Source organism: Candidatus Binatia bacterium, assembly GCA_023150935.1.
Taxonomy (GTDB): domain Bacteria; phylum Desulfobacterota; class Binatia; order HRBIN30; family HRBIN30; genus JAKLJW01.
Genome location: JAKLJW010000036.1, coordinates 1 through 25509, shown reverse-complemented (window position 1 = coordinate 25509; position 25509 = coordinate 1). Strand labels below are relative to the sequence as shown.

Here is a 25509-nt window from a genome sequence, read left to right as displayed (position 1 = left end):
AACTTCGCAGCCCCCCCGCAAGCCCCGCAAGCCCCCAAGACCCCAAGCCCCCAAGACCCCAAGCCCCCAAGACCCCAAGACCCCAAGACCTCAAGACCCCAAGACCCCATGCTCCGCCCCGCATCCGCCCTTCCCGGCCTGGTGGTCTTCACCGCCAGGCACTTCCACGACAACCGCGGCTTCCTGTTGCAGTCCTGGGTCGCGGAGGATCTCGAAGCGCTCGGGGTTCCGAGCGTCTTCAAGCAGGCCATTCAGACGTACTCGAAACGCGGCGTTGTGCGCGGTCTGCATTTCCAGTGGAACCCGCCGATGGGCAAGCTGGTGCGCTGCATCGCCGGCGGCGTGATCGACGTCGTGGTGGACGTCCGGCACGGATCGCCCACGTGCGGCGACCACGCCGCCGTCGAGCTCACCGGCAGCAACCATCGGGTGGTCTGGGTTCCTCCTGGATTCGCGCACGGCACCTTCGCGCTCGCCGACGATACCATCGTCATCTACGAATGCACGGCCCCGCACGGCCCCGGCGGCGAAGGCGGGATCCGGTGGAACGATCCGGCACTGGCGATCGACTGGCCGCGCGATATCCCGCCCATCGTCTCGGAGAAGGACGAGCAGGCGCCGGCGCTGGCGGAGTGGCTGGCCGATCCGCAATCGCAGCAGTTCCGTTTCTCGTAGAGTGGCGTGAGTGCACGGCTCGATGACCTGACCGCCGCGGCCCACCGGACGCCTTTCAGTTCTCGGGATCGTATCCGAGGGCGCGCATCCGGTCGCGCGTCTCGTCGTCGATGGCCGCGGTGCCGGCAGAGGACCGGCCGCGGCCCAGGTCGGCCACAGTGCGCTGGAGCCGAGTAACCAGTCGATCGCGTTGGCCGACCGGCAGCGCGCCCGGGTTCTTTTCGTGCGGATCCGAGACGAGATCGAATGCCTCGATGCGGCCGTCGCGGTGCTCGATGACCTTGCCGCGGCCTTCGACGAGCGTGCGGCCCTGCGTCTTCGGCCGCTGCGGCGACGCCCCGAACTCGGGAAGCTCGCTGAAGGCACGCCACTGACCGAAGTAAGCCTCCCACATCCGGCGCAAACACGAGCCCTCCAGAGCCGTCCGCCGAGGGCGCCCCTCGAAGGCCGGCGGCGGTACGGCGCCGATCGCCTCGATCAAGGTCGGCGCCACGTCGACGAGCGAGACCTCGTCGTAAACGTCGTTCCTGGTCTTCTGTCCCGGAAGCGAGATGAGCAACGGCACGCGAATGAGTTCCTCGTGCAGGGTGTGACCGTGTCCGACGCCCCCGTGTTCGAGGAATTCCTCGCCGTGGTCGGAGCTGACAACGACGATCGCGTTGTCCCGCAGGCCGCGGCGCTCCAGTTCAGCAAGGAAGCGGCCGATCTCGGCGTCTAGGCTTACGATCTCCGCGTCGTACAGATCCTCTGCCAGCCGGATGGTGGCGCTATCCATCTTATCCAGTGGTGGCGCCCCGCTCGCCAGTTTCTCGAGTGCGGCGATATATTCGGCGGTCCAGCCCCGAGCCGCGCCAAGCCGATGGAGCAGATCGCGTGGAGGCTGCAGCGGCTCGTGCGCCTCCATGTAGTGCATGTACACGAAGAGCGGCCTGGCAGGTGCGGCCGCACGCGTGCCGTCTATCCATGCCAATGCGTCGGTATCGAGGCGGTGTGCCCGATCCTTCACGGAACCGCTGTGGTAGATGCGGTAAGTGTCGAAGCCCTGCCCGAAACCGACGCCGGTATGGATCAGCAGGTTGGCCGAGAACCCTGCGGTAGCGTAGCCCCGCGCCGCCAACTCCTCGGCGAGGGTTAGTTCGTCAGGGGCGAGGACGGATTCGAAGCGGGAGACGCCGTGCTGAGACGGGAAGCGCGACGTGAACAGCGACGCGATCGACGGGTTAGTCCAGGAGCTCGCCGCATAGGCACGCTGGAAGACTGTTCCCCCGGCCGCGAGGCGATCCAGAGCCGGGGTCATACCCCGGCCGTCGCCGTACCATCCGACCCGGTCGGCGCGCAGCGTATCGATGAGAAGGATGAAGACGTCGGGCGGTGGGCCTGGCCGTTCCCTATGGCACCCGACGAGACAGACGGCGGCGATAACCGAAAGCACGCCGGAGACCGGAACCAGCCTGCTGCGTAGACGCGGCACGTCTGACCGTAACCCGCGGTCCCTGGTTTGTACACGCCAACCGGAGAACAACGGTACGGGTTGTCGTCCGGCAACCCATGGTCTGACCAAACGAGCCCGGGGCCAATCCATGGCGTCCAGGTATTTTAGATCGAGGCCAGATCTCGCAGGCGGCGGCAGGCCCGGGCGATTTCCAGGCGGAGCCGAGGCCACGGCGGCAGCAGCTCGCGCTCGACAAACGCTTCGGTGAGGAAGTCCAGACGCGTCAGGAAAGCGAGACCGAGCCGGACGAGCCGGGCGTCGAAGTCGCTGCGCTGCGCGGCGGTCATGTTCCCGGTCTCGATGACGAGGATGCGCGGCCGGTAGCGTGCGCAGTCGATGGAGCAGAAGATCTCGTAGTCGGAGCCCTCGGCATCGATGCTGAGGAAGTCGATCGCCTCGACGTGGTGCTTCTCCATCAACGCCGCAAATGACAGGCAGGGGACGTCGACCGAAACTATGGCTCGCTCGATATCCGCCGGCACCGGGCCATCCATTTCCCACGCGCGCATACCCTCGATCGTCTTCAGCAGCAGGGCGCGATCCAGCGAGCCCACCTGCTGAATCCAAGGGCGGTCGTAAGCCGGCGTCGGCGCAAGGAAGTGGAGAGCGCGCGGCGTGGCGGAAATCGCCGCCCGTTCCAGAATCACCCGGGGAAAGCGGGCGTAGTTGCGAGCCAGCGCGGCGAAACGCTCATCGAGCGGCTCCACGGCGAGGCCGCGCCAGCCGTACTCGCAGAGGAACGGATAGACGTAGTCGTTGCTGACGCCGTCGTTGGCGCCGATGTTGACGAAGAAGAATCCCGGGCGGTTGGCCCGACGCACGGCAGCGCGGAGTCGCCAGGGAACCACACCCGCCACCTCCCCTTCCCGGCTTTCGGCTTCCGATTTCACGTCTTCCATGTTCTCCTGATCGGGGTTCCCGCTATACGCACGCACGTTGCACTATCATGGAATCGACCGGTTCTAACGCCGCGACCCGCGCCGAACGAGGCGCCTTCGGGGCAATCCTCGTAATTTATCTCCTTCTATCGTTGCTGCTTTTCAACCAGATCGAGGAGGACGCCCTGTAGCCGCCAGACTACTCGGCCTCGCGGCGGACGGCGTCGCCCGCGCTCGGCGTGGGGAGCCCCGTACTATCCCCGTAGAGAAAGGCCACCTCGCGCAGGAAGACCTCCGATGTCCCCCAGGGGCTCGGGCTCAGGCGGCACTGACTGGCCGCGCCGGTGCCGGCGAACGCAGCGGCAGGCCACGATACAGTCGCACCTTGTCGCACTCGGTGCAGAAGTGGCCTTCCGGCAACGCCGAGTCGCGGTCCGTCCAGATGCGCCGCGCGGCCACGAACTTGTCGTTGTTCCACAGGCGGCGGAAATCGCCGGCGCGGAACGTGTCGAAGTCGTCGTGCTTGTTGAAACCCGCGCAGCACGAAGCGAAGCCTCCGTCCCAGTGAAAGACCGCTTTCTCCCACAGGAACGTACACCGGTTCGCGTGTACCTTGAGGTAGTCGACGTTGTAGCGCCCCTGCGGTGTCCACGCGGGGTCGGCGTGCAGGCCGGCTGCGACCGAGAAGTAGTCCGTCCCGATCTCCGCCGCCATCGCGCGTGCCCGCTCGATCGCCGACTCGTTGTGCGCGAACACCAGATACTGCCAGCAGATGTCCGGCGTCGGCGAACCCAACGCCCGTTTCACCCGCACGAACGTCTCGAGATTGTGGATCGCCAGCTCGAAGTTGCCGCCCCGCCGGTAGCGTTCGTACGACGCCTGATCGACCCCGTCGATAGCGGCGGTAAGGGAGCCGAGGCCGGCCGTTACCACGGAGCGGACGTATTCCTCGGTCATCGGGAAGCTCAGGTTCGTCGAGACGGCGGTACGCACGCGCTTGCCGGTCGCGTAAGCGATTAACCGCGGCAGGTCGCGATTGAAGAAGGGCTCGCCCCAGTTGAACAGCTCGAGGTCGTAGGCGTACGGCCCGAGTTCGTCGAGGATGGCGGCGAACAGCTCGTACGAAACGGTTCCGCGTCCGCGCCCCCCCTGCTCGCCGCGTCCGGTCGGACAGTAGGGACAGTGCAGATTGCACTTGTTGGTGACGTCGATGCAGAGCTCGAACGGGTAGGACCACAAGCGGTTGCGGCCGAGCTTCATTTCGGCCTGGACCGCGAAGCGGTTCAAGATGCGGCGCAGAGTGTGGTGTTTACGGGCCACTGCACCGATCGTAGCTCGGCATGTTCCGGTCGCACAACGCCCGGAGCGCCCGATTGCCGATGGGTCGGCGGTCCGTGCTAAGGTGATCCGGTGGCCATCGTAACTCGCGTTCTTGCGCCACTCGCGCCGTCGTCCGTGCGCGCGGCGCTGGAGAAGAACCCCAACCTGACCCCACGGCGTCTGTTCAACGCCCTGCTCAACAAGTTGGAGATGCGTCTCGGCCGCACGACGCTGCGCTCGCGGCCTTACAAGCTGACGATCGACGTCAGCAACAAGTGCAACCTCCGCTGTCCTTTCTGTCCGACCGGCCGGCGTAACGAGGGGCGGCCGCGCGGCAACGTCTCGTTCGCAACCTTCGCCTCGATCCTCGACGAGCTGGCGCCGTACGCCTTCTCGCTGGATCTGTTCGACTGGGGCGAGCCGTTCCTGAACCCCGAGTTGCCCCGCCTCGTGGAATACGCACACCGCAAGGGGTTGATCACAACCATCTCGAGCAACCTCAGCTTTGCCCTCACGGAGGAACAGATCGGCACGATCATCCGCAGCGGCCTCACCTATCTCACCGCTTCGGTCGACGGGGCGGATCAGCGCTCGTACGAAATCTACCGCCGCGGCGGCAAGTTCGACCGCGTCGTCGAGAACCTGCGCACCTTCGTGCGACTCAAGCGCCGGATGGGCAGCGACACGCCACGCATCACCTGGCAGTACCTCATCTTCGCACCGAACGAAGATCGGGTCGGCGAAGCGCGCGAGCTGGCAGCGGCACTCGGGCTCGACGGGTTCCGGGCACTGGCGGGGACCTACGACGACGCCAGTTGGGAACCCGCGGGCAATTACTCGATGGAATACCTCCAGGTCCACGAAAACCGCTGCGTGTGGCTGTGGAACTCGGCTGTGTTTCACTGGGACGGCGGCTGGGCCTCGTGCTGCATGGGCTACGACAAACACGACGACTTCGCCGACTGGGCGCCGGGGGAGTTTCGGCGCCTGTGGAACAACGACAAGTTCGTGGCCGCCCGGCGCATCTGGACCGAGCGGGAGTCACCTCTCCCGGCGGGCCACTACTGCACCTCCTGCGACAAGGTGCGTTTCTATCGCGGGCTACCGCAACTATCGAAGACCAAGCCTCAGCCGGCGGCAACGAAAGCGAGTTGAGATCGATCGCGCCCCCGGCTTCGTCACGCGGGCCTCAGCCCGTCGCCTGTTGCCTCAACGCCGGGGCCGGTTTCATCCGCGACCGCAGCGGCAGGCCACGATAGAAGCGTACCTTGTCGCATTCGGTGCAGTAGTGGCCGGCCGGCAGCGCCGACTGCGGCTCGGTCCAGATGCGGCGCGCCGCGACGAACTTCTCGTTGTTCCACAGGCGCCCGAAATCCCCCGGCGCCCAATCGGCGAAGTCATCTTGCTTGTCGTACCCCATGCAGCACGAGGCCATGCCACCGTCCCAGTGGAAGACCGCCCTGGTCCACAACCAAGTGCAGCGGTTCTGGTGCATTTCGAGGTAGGGCATCCCGTAATCGCCCTTCGGGGCCCAGCTCGGGTCGTCGTACAGGCCGGCCGAGGCGATGAACTTGTCGACGCCGATTTCCGCGGCCAGACGACGGGCTTCGTCGACGCGGTCTTCGTTGTGCGCGAAGATCAGGTACTGCCAGCACACGCTCGGCAGGTCGCGGTTCAACTCGCGCTTCAGTCGCACGATGCGGCGCAGGTTCTCGACGACGCGATCGAAGCGCCCGCCGCGCCGGTAGATCTCGTACGATTCCTGGTCGACGCCATCGATGGCCGCGGTCAGGTAGGTCAGCCCCGATTCGACGATGCTGCGGATGTAGTCGTCGCTCAGCGAGAAGCTCAGGTTACTCGATATGAGCGTCGCCAGACGGCGGCGGTAAGCGTGCGCGATCAGCCGCGGCAGGTCCGGCGTGAAGAACGGCTCGCCCCAGTTGTAGAGTTCGAGCGTGAACGCATACGGCGCCAGCTCGTCGACGATCGACGCAAAGACGTCGAAAGGCATGCTGCCCTTGCCGCGTCCGGGCTGTTTGCGGCCCGTCGGGCAGTAAGGGCACCCGAGGTTGCACTTGTTGGTGGTGTCGATGCACAGCTCGTACGGGCGCGACCGCAGCGTTGTCCGGCCGGCCTTCATCTCGTGCTGGACGTGCCAGTAGTTCAGCAGGCGGCGCGGGGTGAGGTAGCGGTTCTTCGCATACAGCAACCGCGCGCGGCGTAACGGGCTGCCAGGCCCGCGCAGCCATGCATGTCCCATGGTAGGAAAGACGCTAACCGACCCCCACATCGATGTAAACCTTGGAAATCGATCGCGTCGAAGGTCGCCGCCGGGTTGACACCCGGCCGGACGTCCCCTATGCGCCGGCCATGTCCGCGCCCCGCGTGCACCCGTTCGTGCGACTCATCTGGAAGCTCTCGGAAGTGCAGGGCCGATACGCGCTACCGATCGGCAATACCCTGGGCGAGGCACTCCTGTATGGCACGCCGCTCGTCCGTAACTTCTGGAACGTCGTCATGCAGGCCCTCGTGCGGGAGCCGATACTGCGCTTTCGTTGCGCCAGCGTCGGCCGAGGCATGCGCCTCCACGGTCCGGTACCGGCGATCCTCGGCTCGGGAGAGATCGCCATCGGCGATCACGTCGAAATCGGCACGCCCTGCACCTGGATCGTCGGCCTCGGCGGTCCGTACGCGGCCCATCTCCGCATCGGCAATCACGTCAGCCTCGGCCCCAACACCATCCTCTGCGCGGTCCAGGGCATTTCGCTCGGCAATCACTGCCGGCTCGGCCCCTCGGTTTTCGTCTACGACACGGACGTCCATCCGACGGACGCCCTGCTGCGCCGTGCGGACTACGGCTTGACGGGCTCGATTCCCAGCGGCCCGGTGGTCATCGAGGACGACGCCTGGCTGGGTGCCGGCGCCATCGTGCTCAAAGCGGTGCGCATCGGACGCGGCGCCATCGTCGGTGCCGGCGCCGTGGTCACGCGCGATGTGCCGGACTACGCCATTGTCGCTGGCAACCCGGCCAGGATCGTCGGCAGCGCAACCGCCGCATCACCGCACGACCAATCGCCGCGCGAAGGCGATGTCCTCTCGACCCAGGCCACCGATTAGGACGAGTGCGGCAACGTAGAGCGGTACCGCAAGCACCGGACCCAGCGCGTACGGCGCCAGCAGACCGGCGGCAAGCCCGCCCACCGCAAGAGCCGCAGCCGGGCGCGCCGCTTCGCCGTAACAGACGCGCATCGCCGCCCGCGAGTCCGCGGCGATCGAGAACAGCACGAAGCTCGTCGCACTGCTCGTCAGCATCGCCACCGCAGCACCGCTCGCACCCCAGCGCGGAATCAAGATCAGATTCAATCCCACGTTCACCGCCAGCGCCGCCGTGCTGATGACTGCAATCAGTCGCTGCTGACTGCGCACGATCATCAGTCCCAGATAAACCGCCGCGGTGTAAGAAAAGAACAGCCACCACGCCAGCACCCCCAGCGCATCGCTCCCGCCGTCGACATAGCCGGCGCCGAACAGGACACGAACCAGCGCCTCCCGCCACCACCACACCGCCAGCGCCACCGGCAACGCCAGCAGAATCAGATAGCGCATCGCCAACCGATAGATGTACTCGACGCGCTCCGGCGCGGAGCCGATCGCCGCCGCCAACAACGGGAACGTCGTCGCCGTCACCGCTTCGGGAATGACACTCAACGCTTCCGTGATCTTCACCGCCACGGCGTACTGGCCCACCTCGCCCGGTCCGCGCAACCAGTACAGCAGAATCTGGTCGATGCGCATCGTGATCAACCAGATCACGATGACCACGCCCAGCTCCCACGCCTCCCGCCAGAGATAACCGATCAGGCTCCAGTCGATCCGCCACACCGGCTGCATGTGCGGCAGCGCAACCCAAAGCATCGCCACCACGATCGTCGCCCCCGTAACCAGGGCAGCGGCGAATACGCCGATCAGACCGCCGCCGAGCCAGAGGATCGTTCCGGCCAGGGCCAGGAACAGCACTCCCCCCGGCAGGCTCAACAGGTAGGCGTAGTGCATCTCGTACCGCGACTGGAAGAAGGCCCGCACCAGGCTCTCGACCGAAAGCGGCAGGCCGGCCGCGGCAAGAACGATGCACCACCGTGTCACCGCGGCGAAGTCGAGCCACCACGCGACCCCCACCGCCACGGCCGCCGCCCCCAACGACATCGCCCCGCGCAGGATGAAGCCGGTGCCCATCAACACTCCGACCCGCTGCGGGTCGCGGGCCAGTTCCCGCGCAATCACTCTCTCGAAGCCGAGATCGACGAGGAAACCGAACAGCATCATGTACGCCCCGACAAAGGCGTACACACCGAACTCCTCGTCCCCGAGACCCCGGGCGAGCAGCAACGTCGTCCCGAGGGTCAGCAGCCGCTGCAGCGCACTGCCGACCACCACGACCGCACTGTTGGAAGTCAGCCGGCGCAGTGTCGCCACGGAACGACCACCTCTTCACCTGGACGGGCTCGTCCTGCAGCGTCTATTGCAACCTGAGGTCCCGCAGCGGCAGCCGTCCGACCACGCCGTCGGCGAAGCCGCGCAGCAGCCACAGGTAATCCTTCAGCCGCTCGCCGCGCCACGCGCCGCGGATCAGCAACCGCACCACCTCGAGCAGAAAGAGCGTGCCGAACTTGAGGACCTGCCACCGGGTGCCGTGCTTGCGGGCGAAAAAGATGCCGTTGCGCCCGAGGAAGTACAGCACCGGAAACGGCATCGGCCGGCCGGGGTGCGAAGCCCCGAAGCCCCGGTGGTAAATGATTGCGTCGCCGTTGAACATTATCCGGAAGCCGTGCTCGCGCGCGCGCTGGCACCAGTCGACGTCCTCGTGATAGCCGAAGAAGCCCTCGTCGAACCCGCCCACGGTCTCCAACGCCGCGCGACTCATCATGATGCCGTTACCGATCGCCCAATCGACGTCGCGCACCTCACGATACTCCCGTCCGTCGGGCCGCCCCTGGCCGACGACCTGCACGAGTTCCTTGCCCCACGTCAACCGACCGTAGGCACCCCACACCTCGCTCGGGTCCTCCAGCCTCAGGTTCTTCGCCCCGACCGCACCGATACGCGCGTCGGTGACCGCGACGCGCACCAACTCGGAGATCAGCTCGGGGTGCATTTCCGTGTCGTTGTTGAGGAGCAGTACGTAGTCGGCCCCGTTCGCCAGCGCGTCCCGAATGCCCCGGTTATTGCCGCCGCAGAAGCCGAGGTTCTTTTCCATCACCAACACCCGCTGCCGCGGAAAGCGCTCGCGCAAGGCCTCGACACTGCCGTCCGCCGAGGCGTTGTCGACCACGGTGGCGGAGTAGTTCGGATAGGTCAGCCGCGGCAGCGTCGATACGCAATTGAGGATATCGTCGCGGCCATTCCAGTTGAGGATGACGACGGCAACGCGCGGGGGCGGGTCGGGAATCATGCGAGGCCCGGATGCTAGCCGTCGCGGTCCGATTTGTAAAAGCGACCGCGACGCGTCGATCCGTCGCACCGGCCCGAACCGTGTTGACACGCTGCCGCCGGGATGGAAGCCTCTACGAGGTACCCGATGATTACGACTTCTCTCGACGGGCCCGCCGCCGGGCGCCCGCTGCGCGTGGTGCTGGTCGCCTTCTACAACTACCAGTCGCACGCCCTGCGCATCTTTCACCCCTTACTGGCACGCCGCGGGCACGACGTACACTCCATCTTTTTCAAGAACTACTTCACCTACAACACGCCGAGCGCCCGCGACGAAGACCTGGTGGTCGACCTGATCGCGCGCCTCAAGCCCGACATCGTGGGCATGAGCGTCTGGTCGACTTACTACCAGCTCGCGGCGCGCGTGACCCGGCGCGTGCGCGCGGCGGTCAACCCGGTCGTGATCTGGGGAGGGATACACGCGCAGACCTGCCCGGAAGACTGCCTCGCCGACGCCGACATCGTCTGCCGTTCCGAAGGCGAACATGTGCTCGTCGAGCTGACCGACCGCATCGGCCGCAACGAAGATTACCGCGATCTTCACGGCTGCTGGCTGCGTACGCCGGGGGGCGACATCGTGCGCAACCCGCCCCGCCCGCTCATCCCCGACCTCGACGTCCTGCCGCCGGCGGACCTGACGGCACGGAACAAGTACTACCTCGGCTTCGACACCTGGCGCGACGTCGCGTCGTGGGACGCGCAGGCAATCAGCTACGACGTCATGGGCGTGCGCGGCTGCCCGTTTCACTGCAGCTTCTGCATTCACAACATCGCGCGCAGGGATGCTGCCGGACTGGGCAGTTACGTCCGCCGGCGCAGCGTTCGCCACGTCATGGACGAACTGAAGCAGGCGGTCGCGGCCCGCCCCAAACTCAGGACCGTCGCGTTCAGCGACGACATCTTCGCACCGCCACGCCCGTGGCTGGAGGAGTTCTGTTCGGTCTACCCGCGAGAGATCGGTCTGCCGTTCATCATCTACTCGTTTCCCCGCATGGTGGACGAGAAGCGGGTCGCGATGCTGCGGCGCGCGGGCCTGTGGGCGACGACCATGGGTATCCAGTCGGGTTCCGAGAGGGTGCGCCGCGAGTGCTACGATCGGGAGACGTCGACCGAGTCGATCGTCGAAGCCTGCCGTCTCTTCAAGCGCTTCGGGGTGATCCTCAATCTCGATTTCATCGGCGACAACCCGTACGAAACGGACGACGAGCGTCTGGAGACGCTCGACTTGCTCTGCCGGCTGCCCAAGCCGTTCTATTTCAACTACTTCTCTCTGGCTTATTTCCCCGGCGTCGACCTCACCGTGCGCGCCCTGCGCGACGGGATCATTGCCCCCGCGGACGTCGAGCACATCGCGCAGAGAGGCTACCGCTATTACGGCGGGCACCTGATGCACTCGCGGACCGAGGAGGAGCTGTACTGGGACGTCGCCTTCGGCATGGCCGTACACGGCTTCCCCAAAGCGACCATCCTGCCGCTGATGCGGACCGCGTACTACCGGCAAAATCTCCGCTTCCTCGCTCACCAGATGCGCCGGGTGCGCACGATCGCCTACGCCAAGACGCGGGTCGTGGACTATCTCGCCCGGCGGCCCAACCTGGCGTATCAGTTCTGGGCCGACGGCGCCCGTGTCGAGACGCCCATCGAGGTCGCCGCGGCGCCGGCCTTCGAGTACTCGCCTGCCAGCGCCGGCTGAGCACCCGGTTCCATTCCCCCGGGATCACCGGCCCCCATTCGCGTTAACCTGAACAGCGCCCGTTGCTGTGGCGCAGGGTTTCCTTACGCCGAAGGCGTTACGGACCACAGCCCGGAGTGGAATCTTAACTTGACAGGCATCAGGTCACATCGTATGCGGCGTGACAGGGAACATCATAAGACGAGGAGGGTGGTGGGTAGCCTTCCAAGATCGGCACAGCGCCGGATGCCCCGTTCTTGCTCATCCTGTGACATGCGGTGGCGTCGGCGCTGTGCCTCGTCGGTGGGAACCGGCTCGACGATCGCGTCTCTGACCTGAAATCACTTTTCCGAACCCGAAGAGGAGGCGCCCGCAATGGAGCGTCATCGGCGTGAAACGGCAGAGGAGGGTTTGCCCCGTCCCGGCTACCGAGCATGCCCGCCCTTCCTGCGTTGGAGCCTCACGGCCGCCGGGCTCGTTGGCACCCTACTGACCCACGGCACGGCTCTGGCCGAGTGCGATTCGGGCATCTGCATCGGAGATCCCTGTACGATCGTTGGCACCCACTTCCTCGACGACGGGTGCGAACTCGACCTCGGCGCAAGGAGCGTAACGGTCGCCGGCTCGGCGGCTCTCAAGGCCGCCACCCCCGGGGGGTCTTACGGCGTCTTGGCGGGGAACCTGACCGTCCAGGGCTTGCTGGAGGCGGCGGGGGGCCAGATCGACGTCGTTGTAACCGGCAACTTCAAGACCGAGTCGGTCGGCAACTCTCCGGGCAAGATCGACGTGAAGGCCGACGCCGCCACGTCCGAGGGTTGGGTCTATATCACCGCGGGTGGGAGCGTAATGCTGCTTGGCAAGGACGTTTCCGCCGACGGCGGCGGGGCAACGAACGGGGGCGGAATCGCCATCGTGGCCGCCTCGATCGCGACCACGAGCCCCATCCATGCCGACGGCAACAACCGGGGAGAAGGCGGCTCCATTACCCTGGAGGCGACCGCCGGCGATATAAGCATCGGTGGGCTGACCTCCGCGAACGGCGGCGGGGGGGCGGATGCTCCCGGCGGTTCGATCTCTGTCGAAGCCGGCGGTGCGATCTCGGTTACGGCACCCCTGCGTGCAAATGGCCCCAACAGGGGTGGCGGTGGCGAGATTTCGTTGAGGGCGCAGAACGCCGCCACGATCGACGCCGATCTCGCGGCCACGGGCAGCGGCACCGGGGCCGAGGGCGGGACAATCGAAGTGGCCGCAGGCGCGGTCACGACCGGGAGCGCGTGGAACGTCGACGGCGGCAACGGAGGCTCGGCCGGTTACATCTCCGCAGTCGCGGACACTGGCGACATCGTGACCGCCGGCAGCAACTCGCTGAGCGCCGTTGCCGCGGGCGGGGGAAGCGGTGGCGGCATCGAGTTGGTGGCGGCCGGCGATGCGGACCTCGCCGGCAACGTCGCCGCGACCGCGAGCGGCGGCGGCGCGTGGGGCGGAGATATCGCGGTAAGCGCCGGCCCCAATCGCCGCCTCACGATTGCCGGCACGCTGGACGCCCGAACGACCGCATCGAACGGCTACAGGAACGGCAGCATCACTGTCGGACCCGCCTGCACGATCCGCCTTTCCGGCACCCTCACATCGAGAAACACGGATATCGAGTGGGGCGGCGGAAAGAACCTCGTCATCTATCGCGGGAGCTTCGACGCAACGGGGGGGACGATGCTGGCAGATACGGATAGCCCTAGCGGCAATTTCATCGAATGCCGCTGCGCCGATCCGAGCACGGACGGGACGTGCGGTACGCCGTTGCGGTGCGAGAACGCACCCGTCTTGACGGGCGCGACCGTCACGCCGGGCGCCAACGTGACGCCGAAAGCGCTGGGACCGTGCACCGGCTGTCCGAACGGCGTCCTGGATGCGCCCGGCGAGCAGTGCGACGACGATAACTTCGACGATTCCGACTGCTGCTCCTCGACCTGCCAGGCGGCGGTGGGCGGACGTGCGTGCGTCTCGGACAGGAACACCTGCACCGATGACGTCTGTGACGGCGCCGGGGCCTGCGTGCATATCGACAACAGCGACCCGTGCGACGACTACCGCGTCTGCACGCTGGGCGATACGTGCCAGGCCGGGCGCTGCATCGGTACGCAGGTGCCCGACGGATCGGTCGCCTGTACCGACACCAACCCATGCACCGAAGCCGACACCTGCCGGGCAGGGGTATGCGCCGGGAATCCCTTGCCCGAAGGGGCACCCTGCGACGACTTCAACCTGTGCACCGAGTCCGACACGTGTTCGGCAGGACGCTGTACGGGCAGCGCAGTGCCCGGTTCGCCCCCTTGCGATGACCGCGATCCGTGCACGACAGGCGAGACGTGCACCCTGGGGCGGTGCCAGGGAACGAGGTTGTCCCCAGGAACCGCGTGCGATGACGGGAACTCGTGCACCATGGGCGAGACCTGCTCGTTAATGTCAGGATTCTGCAGCGGCGACGGGTCGCCCTGCGGCGCCTCGATCGAGTGCCCCGCCGACCAGAGATGTTTGTCGAGCTCTACCATCGTGTTCTGCGCCGGAGAGCCGCAGCCCTGCGAGCGATGCTGCATACCGTTTCAAACCTGCGGGGACGCACCGTGCGAAGCGTGCGTTTGCGATCTCTACCCGAACTGCTGCCGGTTGTCCTGGTTGCCTGTCTGCGTTGACATCGCCAGGAACGAATGCGCCGGGTCCTGTCCGGCGTGCGTGCCATCTCCGACCGGCACAACGGCAACTCCGACCCTCACTCCCACCGTGACGCTAACCGCCACAGCAACCGAAACGCCGACCGTCACGGGAACGCCCACGAGCGCGCCCACCCCGACCGCAACGCCGACAAGCACGCAGAGCGCGACGCCGACAGCGGCCGGTTGCGGCAACGGCACCATCGATTCCGCTGAGGAGTGCGACGACGGCAACCTTGAAAACGGCGACGGCTGCGACTCGGGCTGCACGCTCGAATGCGCGGTCAGCGTCAACCAGGCGAAGATCGCCTTGAGCCGGCTCGACACGCCTCCCGGCGACGACAGGCTCGTCTTCCGCGGCAGTGTGCGCCTGTCGTTCCCCTTCAGTCCGCCGCTCGATCCGCACGCCAACGGAGTTCGCCTGCTGCTCGACAACGCTCATGGACCGGTCGTCGACGTCGCGGTTCCGGGAGGGCAGTACGACAGAGCAACGGGCACCGGCTGGAGAACCAATCGAGCCAGGACGCTGTGGGCCTATCTCAACCGCAGCCCGGCGGCCCCAGGAGGGGTTTTCAAGATCGTCGTCCGGGACCGCTCGGCAAGGACTCCGGGACTGGTGAAGATCCTCGTCAGGGGCCGGGCGGGCTCGTACGCGGTGCCGGCGGACGGTCTACCCGTCCGCGGCCGGGTTGTCTTACATCCACCGGCGGGGCAGTGCGCCACGGCCAGCTTCCCCGGGCCCGCGCCCGCACCGAGTTGTGCGTTCGACAGGTCGCGGCGTACACTGAGGTGCACGTGATACGTTCACGGGCGCGCCGAACCGGCGCAGACAAAGGTCGGGTCTCCCGGTGCGAGCGGAAGATGTCACGGATCAAGACGCGTCGCCGTACTTACGCCGTGCAGGGCTTGGCGCGGGCTACCACCCGCAACCCAATGCCCGCAACTCCCCGTTCGCCCCGAGTAGGACCCGTTTGTTCAGGGGCCGTATGGAGGGGTCACACCGGACGTGCCTCGATACGCGCCTGAATAAACGGCGCTACTCGGCACGAACGGTGGCGCCCTGCTCCTCGATCATCTGGAAAGTTCTTCGCGTCGTGCGCGCAAACTCGGAAATCGTAAAACAGGGCGCGTATCGAGGGGCGGCCGTCGTGGTCCCCCGCCTCCCTCGATACGCCGCCTGAGAAGACGGCGGCTACTCGGGACGAACGGCGGGGCACTGCCGCTCCATGGCCTGAAGATTTCTTCGCGCCGTGGGCGCATCCGCGGAAATCCCAATACAGGTTACGGGCGCCAGCCCGCGCCAGGCAGGCAGCCCGGAGGGAAGCGATCAGTCAGGCGCCAATCCCAGCTCGGCGAGCGGCACGGCGCGGCGCAGCAGGCCGTCGCGCATGCCCCGCAAGCGCAGCCGGTAACCGTCGATCTCGCCCCGGCGCCAGCGGAAGATCAGCTCCTTGAACAGGTTGCCGGCGGTGTACACGCAGTAGGTAGCAACCTCCGCCCAGGTCGCGTTCTTGCGCACGAACAGGATGCTGTTGCGGGCCACAAGATAGGTAATGGGACTCGCATAGCCGCCGCCCGTGGAGGCGTGCATGCGATGATACACACGCGCCGTGGGAACGTAGCGAATCCGCCAGCCGGCGCGCCGCGCCCGGGCGCACCAGTCGACATCTTCGTGGTAGGCAAAGAACTCCTCGTCGAGCAGCCCCACCGCCTCCAGCGCCTCGCGCCGCAACAGCAGCGCACTGCCGAAGGCGGTGTCGACGTCGCACGCCTCGTTGAACTTGCCGGCGTCGGGCTCCAGCCAGCCTTCGACGCGGACCAGCGAGCCATGGAAGGTGAGCACGCCGTAAGCGGCATGTATGCGCGGCGGGTCCTCCTCGGTCAGCGTCTTGGCACCCGCGGCCGCGATCCGCGGATCGGCCGCCAGGGCGTGCACCAGCTCGGTCAGCAGCCCCGGGTGCACCGTCGTGTCGTTGTTCAACAACAACACGGCGTCCGCCCCCGCCCCCAGGGCGTCGCCAATCCCCGCGTTGCACCCGCCGGCGAATCCTCGATTGCGATCGAGACGGACCACCGTCACCCCGGGATAATCCTCCCCCAGGTCCCCCACCGGCCCGGCGCGGGAGCCGTTGTCGACCACAACAACGCGGTCGGGAGCGAGGTCGAGCCGGGGCAAGCTCCGCAGGCAGCGCCGCGTCAGCTCGACCTGATTCCACATCGGAATGACAACGGCGACACGCATCGAAACGAAAAGGTCCTCGGCGGGGAACTCGCCGGCGGGCGGCGGGTCTCGCCCACCCTCAACGGAACCCCAGTTGCTCGAATGGTACCGGACGGCCGCGCCAGCCGTCGAGCATGCCGCGCACCTTCAGGACCACGCCGCGCTGTTCACCGGAGGCGAGCCGGCGCAGATACTGAAAGGGCAGCGTCGCCAACAGGAAGGCGACGAAGCGCAGCGTCTGATACCAGCGCGCGTGCTTGCGGACGAACAGCACCATATTGCGCCCGGCGAGATACTGCCGCGGCGTGACGTACACCTTGCCGCCCGAGCTGCGGTGGCCTTTGTGATAGATGCGGGCAACCGGGGTGTACACCACGCGCAAGCCCCGCTCGCGGGCCCGTGCGCACCAGTCGACATCTTCGTGATACGCAAAAAATGCCTCGTCGAAGAGCCCCACTCGCTCGAGCGCCTGCCGCGGAAACAGCATCGCCGTACCCGGCACCCAGTCGACGTCGCACGGGTGGTCGTAGCGTCCGTCGTCGAGGCCGTAGTAACCGATCAGGCGCACCAGACTCTGCCGGTACGTAACCTCCCCGTACGCGACCCAGACGCGTCCGGGCTGGTCCCACGCGAGGATCTTGATGCCGACCACACCGATCGACGGGTCCGAGCCGGCCACCGGGATCGCCCGCGTCAGGAAGTTCGGTTCGACGATCGTGTCGTTGTTCAGCACGAACACGTAATCGTGACCCCGCTCGAGCGCGTAGCGAATACCGACGTTGTTGCCGCCGGAATAGCCGAGGTTCTGCCCGGTTTCGATACAGGTTACCGAGGGAAACTCGGCCGCGATGCGAGCCCGCGGCGACGACTGGGAGCCGTTGTCCACCACGACCACTTCGCAGCGCGGGTAGTCTTGCCCGACGAGGCTGCGCAGGCACTCGAGGGTGTCGTCGGTGCCGTTCCAGTTGAGGACAATCACCGCGACGCTGGGAACGTCGGCGCGCTGCGACGGCATACGGTTCACCGGCGTCGAGCGACCGCGAGCACCCCGCCGGCGACCAACCACGGCGAGACCAGGTTGGCACAGCGCTGCACGAACCGCCCGCGGCGATTCAGCTCCCAGCGCTTGCGCCCCGGTTGCAGATCGAACATCCCGGCCCGGTAGCCGAAGAACGACGAGGAATCCACCCAGAGGCCCTTGCCCAGGGGCGGCGTGAAGTCGTCCGCGTACACCGACTCGACCTCGAACCCGCTATCGCGCAGGAAGCCGGCGAGTTCGCGGGCGGAGAAGCGGTACTCGGCAAAGTCGAGCTTGAACCCGGCACGGCGTTTCTGCCAGTCCCGGAAGCGTCGCAACTGATTGATCAGGGCGCGGCGCCAGGGGTTGTTGTAGGGCACTGCGACCAGAGCCACGCCGCCCGGCCGCAGCACGCGGCGCAACTCGCGCAGGGCGCGGTGCGGTCCCTCGATCGCGTGTTCGACGACCCCGAGAGAGATGATGCCGCCCACGGACTCGTCGCGCAACGGCAGTTGCAACGTATCGGAGACGAACAGCGGCGCGGTCGCCTGGTGACGCCTCGCTTGCGCCAGAGCCGCGAAGGCGCAGTCGGTACCGATCACGCGGTAACCCCGCGCCCGCAGGTAGAACACCCAGCGTGCCAGACCGCAGCCCGCATCGATCACCACCGCGCCTTTCGGCAACGCCTCGAGAAAGACCGGCAGAGTGGTCTCGAAATCGCAGAGCCCGACGTGGTCGTCGACCGAGTCGTGGCTCCAGAATATCTGGCTGGCCTCGATGCCGGTGTCGACGGTGTAATACACGAAACTCATGACCTGCTGCGCGCCGCCTGTCGACCGTACACGCTGCGTCACCCAACTTCCACAACTTCCTGTGTTTTGGCCCCGACCACGTTGAGCCGATACGGTCCACTGCGCTATCGTCGCGGCCTCGACCCGAACGGACCGCTGCGATGCCGCACCTACCACCGATCCGGCTTACGCCATTCGCCCGCCGAGTCCTGACGCTGAGTGCGGCTCTCGCGGTCGTGCTGCCGGTCATCGCCGGCTGTGGCGACGACGACGGCGCGCCGCCGCCGGCCCCGGACATCGGGACCCTTGCCTGGGTGATCACCGATTGCGAAGAGACCGGTTTCGGCCTGAGTCCGATCGGCACGCAGCGCCTCGTCGTCCGGCGCGGCAACGGCCCGGCGGTCACCGTCGTGCGGTACCCGATTCTCGGCCCCCCGGCACCCACCGGCGCCTGCGTGGCACTGGCGAAAGACCGCTTCGGACCCGAACTCGTCCTCGCGGGCGTGTTCCAGCGCCTCGGCGTTCTTCCCGACGGCTCTGCGGTGCTGTTCGAGGTGACCGATCGGCTCGCATACTGCACGCCCGAATTCTGCCTGACACCCCCCGCCCTGCCGCCCGGCGCCAGCGGGATGTTTCTCGTCCGGCCGGACGGAACCGGTTTGCGCCGTATCGGCGAGGCCAGCGCCGAGCCCATCTTTTTCGAAGGGGAGAATGCGCTCCTCGTCATTCCGTCGCTCGCCTTAAGCCCGAACGGCCGGATCGCCGCGTTCACCGACCGCGGCCCCGGACCCGACGGCATCGACACCGTGCAGATCGCCGCCCTCGACCTGACCACCGGAGGCCGGCGGCTATTGACGCGACTTCCGCCCGGACGCCGGGCGCCGGATCTTCCCGCCACCTGTTGCCCGGGATTCGCCGACCCACGCACGGTGGCTTTCGCATCGTCCGCCAATCCGGACAATCTGAATCCCAAACAGGTGCTCGGACTCTTCACGGTCAGTGTCGACGGCACCAACCTGACCCGGCTCCCGCCGACCGAGGTCGGACCGGACAGCGAAATCGACCCGACCTTCGTTGCGCCGAAGGGGGTGCCCGGCGTGAGCCTCCTGCTTAGCGACACCCCTGCCCGCGAGGGGCCGGCAGGGAACGTCCAGGAGATCCTGCTCATCGACGGCACGAACTACCTGCAACTGACCGGCTTCGAGCGCTCCGACACCACCAACCCGGTCATCGACGTACACGACGCCCGCGTGTTCTTCGTCGGCTCGGCCGATCCGCTCGGCAGCAACCCGTCGCACAACTGCCAGGTCTTCGCCGTCGACACCACCGGCGCCGGCCTCACCCAGCTCTCCTCGTTCGACGAGGCCCCACAGTCCGAAGTCGGGTGCAACTTCGGACCGCTGGGTCTGGGGTGCGCAACCCTGATCTTCGGTTACGACGCCCCCACCGACACCCTGCTGCTCTATTCGAACTGCGACCCGTTGGGCACCAACCCCGATGGCGCGCAGGTGTTCATGATGAACGCCGGCGGCACCAACCTGCGCCAGGTCACCCACACCACTGGCCTGGTCATCGACCCCGACCGCATCGCCGCGCAGTTCCCGGGCCCCATGGCCTATCAGGGCCAGGACTGAAGCGGACGCCGGGGAAGGCGGCGTACGATGCAGCCATCCATCCCCCCTCAAGACCCCAAGACTTCAAGACCCCAGGACCCCAGGACCCCAAGACCCCAAGACCCCAAGCCCCCAGGACCCCAGGACCTCAAGACCCCAAGCCCCCAGGACCCCAGGACCCCAGGACCCCCAAATCACTTCCCCGGCGCCAGACGCCACTTGCCGTCGTCGCGCACCATGATCTTGGTGAGGCGCACGGAGACGTGCATCGGCCGGCCGGTGCGGGCGTCGACGAAGTCGTCGGTGCGCGTGTAGCTCACGACCGCCTCGTCGCCAACGATGGCGATCTCCGGGTTTTCGATCGTCACCTTGAGATCGCGAACGTTGTCGAAGTAGCGCTGCTGCGCCGCCTGCTGCTCGGGCGGAAAAGCGTTGTACACCGCCGCCAGGCGGGCAAGGTCGCGCGCTTCGGTGGCCGCGCGATAACTCTCCAGCGCGGCAAGGATGGCAGCCTGCCCCACATCGTCGGCCCGCGCCGACCGCGCCGCGAACGGCCAGACGGCAGCCAGCGCCGCCGAAGGTGGCATAACCGGCCTGCCGATTCCCGGACCGCGCGCGGCGGGCGTCGCGGCCGGGCGGGCCTGGCCCTCGGCTTCGAGCAGCATGCGCAGCGCGTCCTCGCTGCTCGGCCGCTGCGCAAGCAGGCGACGTTCCGCGTCGGTGATCGGGATATCGAGCCGCGCAATCAGTCCGAGGGCGAGCTGATTCTGCAGCGCGAGAAACTCGTGCGCCTGCCCGGCGGTTTCGTAAGACGCTTCGAGGACGCCGGTATCGACGTCCACCACGTGCGTCTCGATCTTGAGTTCGTCGCGGACCACCACGAAGCTACCCGAGACCATCTTGGCGATGCCGAGATCCTTGGCCGCCTCGATCTCGCTGAGCCCTTTGCGGGAGATCAGGAAGTCGATGAACTCCTTCGAGTACACCTTGACTTGCGAGAGCTGGCTGAGTTGCGTGTTGAGGCCGTCGCGCAGCGCCTCGCGGCGCCAGTCGTCGCCCTCGCCCCCGCCGAGACCCTTGAAGCCCATAACCCCGAGCACGACCTTGTCGGCCGCCGCCGCGAGATCGGCTCCGCCGTCTTCGCGCACACCCGGCGAATCGGCTTCGCCCCTGACCGTGGCCTGCGAGCCCGCACCGCCGGCCGGCACCGCTATGGTCGGGCCGCTCCGGTCGCGCACAGCCAGCAGCGCCCCCGCCGCGACGGTTGCCACCACGGCGGCCACGGCGCCGCCCCAGAGGAGCGGACGCCGGTACCGCGGCTCGTTGTGCCCGACGGCGACGTCGCGCGGCAGGATCAGGTACGCCTGTATCTGATCCGAGATGTTCTTCAGATTTTGCCGGCCGATGCTGACGAACTGGTCGTCGAAGCGGTTGCGAACCTGGCGATAGACGGTCTCGGAGACGCAGATCGAACCGGGGCGCGCCACCGCCTGCAAGCGGGCGGCGATGTTGATGGCGTCGCCGAACGCGGCACCGTCGCGAGTGAGTACGTCGCCGACGTGAATGCCGATGCGCAGTTTCAGGTGCTGGCCTTCGAACTGCTCGCGGTCGAGGCGACGCAGGATACCGAGCGCCGCGGCGACTGCGCCGACGACGCTATCGAAGGTGGCGAAGATGGCGTCGCCGGCGCACGGTTCGGCACGGCCGCCGGCCTCGGCAACGATATCCTGAACGACCTGCTGGAGCCGGTGGACCGCCCGCGCCGTGCGCTCGTCGTCCTTGCCCATGAGGGCGCTGAACCCCGTTACATCCGCAAGAAGCACGGCGCAGATGCGGCGGGTGAACGGGGTCTCGTCAGGCATGACGGTGTGCGCGCAGGCGAACCTGATCAAGTTGTAAAGCAACGGGTAATCGGAGTAAATGCCGACAACCGCCCGGCCCGGTCCGCGTTATGCTGCCCTCCGCCCGCGTCCGATTCGCTTCGTTCCGCCGCCTCGTAATCCGCGCGCTGATGGCGGCGGCTTTCGTGCCGGCACTGCCGCTCGCCGCCCGTGCCGACCTTACCGGCCTGTTCGACAACCCGACCCTGGCCGGCCTGCAACTGAAGCCCCTGGGGCCGGCACTGGCCAACACGGTCGCGTCGACCTACCCGGTGGCGTCCGCGAGCTCGAGTGTCACCTACGTCTACGATCCGGCGCTGGAGACCTTCGAGCGCCGCACCGGCGTGCTCGGACCGATCTTCGGCGAACGCACGGAGACGATCGGCAAGGGTCAGGTGAACCTCGGCGTCAGCTACTCCTACGTCAACATCTCCGATATCAACGGCGAGGCGCTGGACAACCTGGTCAACAAACCGCTCCTCGACGGCCGCTTCATTTACTTTCAGGTCGCCGGCGGCACGCGGCTGGCCGACGGACGATTCACCACGTACCTGCCGGTGCGCGTGCGCGCCGATCTGTCGGTCACCGCGCACATCATCGCCCCGGCGATCACGTACGGCATAACGCCCGACTGGGACGTCAACCTGGCCTTGCCTGTCATGGTCACGTCATTGGGTCTGGACGTGACGGCAAAGGTACCGGATCCGCGGTTGCCGCAGTTCGCGCTGCCGGCCGGAAGCCCTCTAACTGGGACGCGGACGTTCAGCGAGTCGGGGAGTGCGGCCGGAATCGGCGACCTGTTGCTGCGGACGAAGTACGTGCTCCACCGTTTCGACTGGGTGGACGTTGCGGCCGGCCTGGGACTGAGTTTCCCCACCGGCGACGACAACGACCTGCAGGGGGCGGGGACGATGCGCGTGCAGCCGCAGCTCATTCTGTCGCACGTATTCGAAGACCGGATCGAGCCGTTGATCAACCTTGCCGTCGACATCGACACGGAGGACGCGAGTCGCAGCGTGTTCGCGTGGGCCGCCGGGGGCACGGCGCGGCTGTACGGGCCGGTAAACGCGGCCGTAGTGTTCCTCGGCCGCTCGCAATTCAGCTCGTTGGCAGACGAAATCCCGGATCCGTTCTTCTTTCAAATCGAGCGTGCGGACCTCTTCGACGCTTCGGTCGGGGTGCGCGTACTCTTTGCAGAAACCGGGGTGATCACGGCGAACGCGCTGATTCCGCTGAACGACGACGGCGTGCGCGCCGACGTCATCCCCACGGTCGGAGTAGAGTACGCCTTCTCGATGCCGTGGTAAGTCGGACGGCGAGTCGGCAGGGCGCAACGCCCTGCCGAAATTCTCGAACGCCGCGCCGACAATACCCGAGATGGCGAACGGGATCGGAGGCTCTGACACGTAGAGCAACTGACCGACGATGTTCCCCTTCACATCCATACGTCCACCTTCCGCAACGACGCCCGTGTCCGAGACCGCGAGGACGAAGTTCCGCTCCAGATCGGGACTGCCTGTCGCCGCTGTCGAGTTGACGCGAATACCGTACTGCGCGCCCTCGCTGCCGCCCGTGATGTAGTTCTCACTCACGTAGTCGGTCCCGAGAGAAAACGTTGCCTGAATCGCCGTCCCGTAGAAGCCCGAGATGACGTTGCCCTGAGCACGTTTCACGTTTATTAGCGGGTTGGTAACTCCCGACCGGATGTTCAGGTTCTCGACGGTTCTCACGTTCGAGACGCCGCCGGTGTAGAAGTTCCCTTCGATTGTCCCGTTGGACACGTCGGAGTTCCCGCCGTTACCGACGATCGCCTTACCGCAGATGTGCCCAGGGTAGCAACTTATCTTCTTTCCGTTCATGTTCAGGTCCTGTCCGGCCGAGAGCGTGAAGCAGTTGTATCCGCCGAACGTCTGGTAATCGTCCGTCAGGGTTGCCGGCGGTGTCTGGCCGCTACAGGTCATCACTGCCGCCGCGCCGCCGGGGAGGGTAAGGATACCCGCCGCAGCTATCGCCATAACTGTGCCGGTCAGTAAGCCGCTAACCGTACGATCGAGGTGCATCATCGTTTCTCCTTCGAATCTGTTCGAGATCGGGCAAGGGTTTGGGAAGCTGAAATTCATTGACCTTCCCACCAAGCGGCGGCGGGCGCTGAACCAGCGGGCACTGCATGCGAAGGATCTTTGCGCAAATCGACATCGGTCCAATTCCAGGCCACGGAAACCACCGGCCCACTCCGGGCAGTCCGGCACCATCGGCGCACCGCGGCCTGTAAGAGAGGCGTTAGAAACGACCAAACAATGTTAAGGGTCGACCGGCAGCGCAAAGATCGCTCACTGCGGCCAACGCACCGCCGTGGGGTTCGCCAGCCCCTGGCGCTCGGCGACGGCAGCCGTCGAGGGCGACGGCTCGGAAATCCCCCTTGCCGAGTCCGGCGGATCGATCGTAAATCCGGATGCACCGGCAGGCCGGCGCGGGTGGCAGCCCGAACGCGCGCGGCGCGCTCGGGCTGCCACCCGGGAAGCCCCCCTCGAAGCTGGGCTCACGCGCCGGCCGGCGCCGATGCAACCATAGCTGTTAAGAATCGCGTAACATTGTTACGCGAGGGAGGCGGCAAGACGATTCTTGCCCGGCCCGGCCTCCGCTGCCGGAACTGCGGAGTCGGGATATCTCTCGCGGAGCGGGCTGGCGCCCGCAATCCATGACCTGACCAGACATGCCTTTGGGAGGGCGAGGCTCCAGCCGAGCCGTCAGCGGACCGTCGTGGCTCGGCGGGAGCCTCGCCCTACCCGTTCGATTTCTTCACGCCGCGCGCAAGCGCGGAAAGCGCATCTCGGATCCCCCGCTCAATTCATCTCCAAGTATCCCGGTGTGCCGTACGTATAGCCGGCGAATCCGGTCGGATAGGAACTCGCACACTGGGTCGCCGTATCGGTGCAGTTGGGGTTCGTCTGCATGGCGTTGAGGGTTACGCCCGTCCCGGCCGCGTAGCCACTCGAGTAATCCAGCGAGGCCGTTAACGGCCCCGGGCACGGTAAGGCCGTGAACGACATGGGTGGACTGTTGTTACCCCAGTTCTTGTACACCGTGGTCACCCACCCCATGACGTAGTTGCCACTGGAATTCACGAAGGGATAGTACCACCTGACCTTCATGTACCCGTAATATGTGGGACCGCCCGCCGCCGTGCACGTGTTCGGCCCAAGGTGGTAACCCTTGAACTTGTACGAGGCCCAGATGACCGGATATCCACCGGAACCGCTGGTCTGGGTGCAGTTTGTCGCCGTGCCTATACCCTTGAACTTCCACCCCGACAACCCGCTACTGTAGAGCTGCTGCGGGATCTGGACGTTACCGGCGAGGGCGTCGCACTTCCACGTCCCTACTATCGGCGGCGGCTGCGCGGACGCCGCCGCTGCGTAGAGTGCCCCGCCAACCAGAACTGCCACGGAAACGATCGAAACGACTGGCCGGTTCATGTACGCCTCCTTCACAATTTAGCGCCGCCGGATACAGCAGGGCGGACCGTGAGCAGGGGAACCAAAACCGCAGGAGATGCCCCCCTTACTCCCGGCGCACCGCATTGTCAAGGGAACTTTGAAGTGCGTCCACGGGGTAGGGGCACGTTGCAACGTGCCCCTACCGGCGGCACACCCACGTGGGGGCACGTTGCTACGTGCCCCCTACCGGCGGCACACCCACGTGGGGGCACGTTGCTACGTGCCCCCTACCGGCGGCACACCCACGTGGGGGCACG

18 protein-coding genes are annotated in these 25509 nt (G+C 66.6%); 7 read left to right on the top strand and 11 right to left on the bottom strand.

Annotation, left to right across the window (positions count from 1 at the left end):
• Positions 1-108: 108 nt before the first annotated feature.
• Positions 109-675, top strand: coding sequence for a dTDP-4-dehydrorhamnose 3,5-epimerase (rfbC, locus tag L6Q96_17880; protein ID MCK6556425.1), 567 nt, complete (start codon positions 109-111; stop codon positions 673-675).
• 55 nt (positions 676-730) lie between these two features.
• Here the strand turns inward: rfbC and L6Q96_17875 are convergent, their stop codons facing one another.
• The 3 genes from L6Q96_17875 to L6Q96_17865 all read right to left on the bottom strand — a co-directional run bounded on the left by L6Q96_17875 (position 731) and on the right by L6Q96_17865 (position 4365).
• Positions 731-2146, bottom strand: coding sequence for a sulfatase (locus tag L6Q96_17875; protein MCK6556424.1), 1416 nt, complete (start codon positions 2144-2146; stop codon positions 731-733).
• Between the two features lie 125 nt (positions 2147-2271).
• Positions 2272-3066, bottom strand: a complete 795-nt coding sequence (locus L6Q96_17870) for an FkbM family methyltransferase (protein ID MCK6556423.1) — start codon at positions 3064-3066, stop codon at positions 2272-2274.
• A 297-nt stretch (positions 3067-3363) separates the two neighbouring features.
• Positions 3364-4365, bottom strand: a complete 1002-nt coding sequence (locus tag L6Q96_17865) for a radical SAM protein (GenBank protein MCK6556422.1) — start codon at positions 4363-4365, stop codon at positions 3364-3366.
• 90 nt (positions 4366-4455) lie between these two features.
• On the opposite strand from L6Q96_17865, the gene L6Q96_17860 reads away from it, so the two are divergent.
• Complete coding sequence (locus L6Q96_17860; protein MCK6556421.1) at positions 4456-5520, top strand: radical SAM protein; 1065 nt, start codon at positions 4456-4458, stop codon at positions 5518-5520.
• Positions 5521-5554: 34 nt separating this feature from the next.
• Here the strand turns inward: L6Q96_17860 and L6Q96_17855 are convergent, their stop codons facing one another.
• Positions 5555-6655, bottom strand: a complete 1101-nt coding sequence (locus L6Q96_17855) for a radical SAM protein (protein ID MCK6556420.1) — start codon at positions 6653-6655, stop codon at positions 5555-5557.
• An 80-nt stretch (positions 6656-6735) separates the two neighbouring features.
• Between L6Q96_17855 and L6Q96_17850 the strand changes: the two genes are divergently transcribed.
• Positions 6736-7482 carry an acyltransferase gene (locus tag L6Q96_17850; protein MCK6556419.1) on the top strand — a complete coding sequence of 249 codons (747 nt, stop codon included), beginning with the start codon at positions 6736-6738 and terminating at the stop codon, positions 7480-7482.
• Here L6Q96_17850 and L6Q96_17845 read toward each other — a convergent pair.
• Complete coding sequence (locus L6Q96_17845) at positions 7423-8838, bottom strand: flippase (GenBank protein MCK6556418.1); 1416 nt, start codon at positions 8836-8838, stop codon at positions 7423-7425. The two genes, L6Q96_17850 and L6Q96_17845, sit on opposite strands and share 60 nt — an antisense overlap.
• A gap of 43 nt (positions 8839-8881) precedes the next feature.
• Positions 8882-9814, bottom strand: coding sequence for a glycosyltransferase family 2 protein (locus tag L6Q96_17840; protein ID MCK6556417.1), 933 nt, complete (start codon positions 9812-9814; stop codon positions 8882-8884).
• A gap of 126 nt (positions 9815-9940) precedes the next feature.
• Between L6Q96_17840 and L6Q96_17835 the strand changes: the two genes are divergently transcribed.
• Together L6Q96_17835 and L6Q96_17830 are read left to right on the top strand one after the other, a co-directional pair.
• Positions 9941-11545, top strand: a complete 1605-nt coding sequence (locus L6Q96_17835) for a B12-binding domain-containing radical SAM protein (GenBank protein MCK6556416.1) — start codon at positions 9941-9943, stop codon at positions 11543-11545.
• Positions 11546-11899: 354 nt separating this feature from the next.
• Positions 11900-15031 (top strand): hypothetical protein, encoded by a 3132-nt coding sequence (locus tag L6Q96_17830; GenBank protein ID MCK6556415.1) that lies wholly within the window; start codon positions 11900-11902, stop codon positions 15029-15031.
• A 528-nt stretch (positions 15032-15559) separates the two neighbouring features.
• Here L6Q96_17830 and L6Q96_17825 read toward each other — a convergent pair.
• Genes L6Q96_17825 through L6Q96_17815 form a run of 3 tightly spaced genes read right to left on the bottom strand, consistent with a single transcriptional unit; the run spans position 15560 to position 18325 of the window.
• Positions 15560-16474 carry a glycosyltransferase family 2 protein gene (locus L6Q96_17825; GenBank protein ID MCK6556414.1) on the bottom strand — a complete coding sequence of 305 codons (915 nt, stop codon included), beginning with the start codon at positions 16472-16474 and terminating at the stop codon, positions 15560-15562.
• A gap of 58 nt (positions 16475-16532) precedes the next feature.
• Positions 16533-17468 carry a glycosyltransferase family 2 protein gene (locus L6Q96_17820; GenBank protein ID MCK6556413.1) on the bottom strand — a complete coding sequence of 312 codons (936 nt, stop codon included), beginning with the start codon at positions 17466-17468 and terminating at the stop codon, positions 16533-16535.
• Between the two features lie 5 nt (positions 17469-17473).
• Entirely contained in the window at positions 17474-18325 is an 852-nt protein-coding gene (locus L6Q96_17815; protein ID MCK6556412.1) for a class I SAM-dependent methyltransferase, read from the bottom strand.
• 98 nt (positions 18326-18423) lie between these two features.
• Here L6Q96_17815 and L6Q96_17810 point away from each other — a divergent pair, with 98 nt between their 5' ends.
• Positions 18424-19896 carry a hypothetical protein gene (locus L6Q96_17810; protein MCK6556411.1) on the top strand — a complete coding sequence of 491 codons (1473 nt, stop codon included), beginning with the start codon at positions 18424-18426 and terminating at the stop codon, positions 19894-19896.
• A 173-nt stretch (positions 19897-20069) separates the two neighbouring features.
• Here L6Q96_17810 and L6Q96_17805 read toward each other — a convergent pair whose 3' ends face one another.
• Positions 20070-21737, bottom strand: a complete 1668-nt coding sequence (locus tag L6Q96_17805) for a DUF4440 domain-containing protein (protein MCK6556410.1) — start codon at positions 21735-21737, stop codon at positions 20070-20072.
• An 89-nt stretch (positions 21738-21826) separates the two neighbouring features.
• Between L6Q96_17805 and L6Q96_17800 the strand changes: the two genes are divergently transcribed.
• Positions 21827-23062 carry a transporter gene (locus tag L6Q96_17800; GenBank protein ID MCK6556409.1) on the top strand — a complete coding sequence of 412 codons (1236 nt, stop codon included), beginning with the start codon at positions 21827-21829 and terminating at the stop codon, positions 23060-23062.
• A gap of 1536 nt (positions 23063-24598) precedes the next feature.
• Here L6Q96_17800 and L6Q96_17795 read toward each other — a convergent pair.
• Entirely contained in the window at positions 24599-25231 is a 633-nt protein-coding gene (locus L6Q96_17795; protein ID MCK6556408.1) for a hypothetical protein, read from the bottom strand.
• Positions 25232-25509: the final 278 nt, after the last annotated feature.

Bases quoted from the DNA above. Each gene is read 5' to 3' on its own strand.
- rfbC (MCK6556425.1), top strand. From the start codon at position 109: ATGCTCCGCCCCGCATCCGCCCTTCCCGGCCTGGTGGTCTTCACCGCC.
- L6Q96_17870 (MCK6556423.1), bottom strand. From the start codon at position 3,066: ATGGAAGACGTGAAATCGGAAGCCGAAAGCCGGGAAGGGGAGGTGGCG.
- L6Q96_17855 (MCK6556420.1), bottom strand. From the start codon at position 6,655: ATGTGGGGGTCGGTTAGCGTCTTTCCTACCATGGGACATGCATGGCTG.
- L6Q96_17850 (MCK6556419.1), top strand. From the start codon at position 6,736: ATGTCCGCGCCCCGCGTGCACCCGTTCGTGCGACTCATCTGGAAGCTC.
- L6Q96_17840 (MCK6556417.1), bottom strand. From the start codon at position 9,814: ATGATTCCCGACCCGCCCCCGCGCGTTGCCGTCGTCATCCTCAACTGG.
- L6Q96_17835 (MCK6556416.1), top strand. From the start codon at position 9,941: ATGATTACGACTTCTCTCGACGGGCCCGCCGCCGGGCGCCCGCTGCGC.
- L6Q96_17830 (MCK6556415.1), top strand. From the start codon at position 11,900: ATGGAGCGTCATCGGCGTGAAACGGCAGAGGAGGGTTTGCCCCGTCCC.
- L6Q96_17825 (MCK6556414.1), bottom strand. From the start codon at position 16,474: ATGCGTGTCGCCGTTGTCATTCCGATGTGGAATCAGGTCGAGCTGACG.
- L6Q96_17820 (MCK6556413.1), bottom strand. From the start codon at position 17,468: ATGCCGTCGCAGCGCGCCGACGTTCCCAGCGTCGCGGTGATTGTCCTC.
- L6Q96_17810 (MCK6556411.1), top strand. From the start codon at position 18,424: ATGCCGCACCTACCACCGATCCGGCTTACGCCATTCGCCCGCCGAGTC.
- L6Q96_17805 (MCK6556410.1), bottom strand. From the start codon at position 21,737: ATGCCTGACGAGACCCCGTTCACCCGCCGCATCTGCGCCGTGCTTCTT.
- L6Q96_17800 (MCK6556409.1), top strand. From the start codon at position 21,827: ATGCTGCCCTCCGCCCGCGTCCGATTCGCTTCGTTCCGCCGCCTCGTA.
- L6Q96_17795 (MCK6556408.1), bottom strand. From the start codon at position 25,231: ATGAACCGGCCAGTCGTTTCGATCGTTTCCGTGGCAGTTCTGGTTGGC.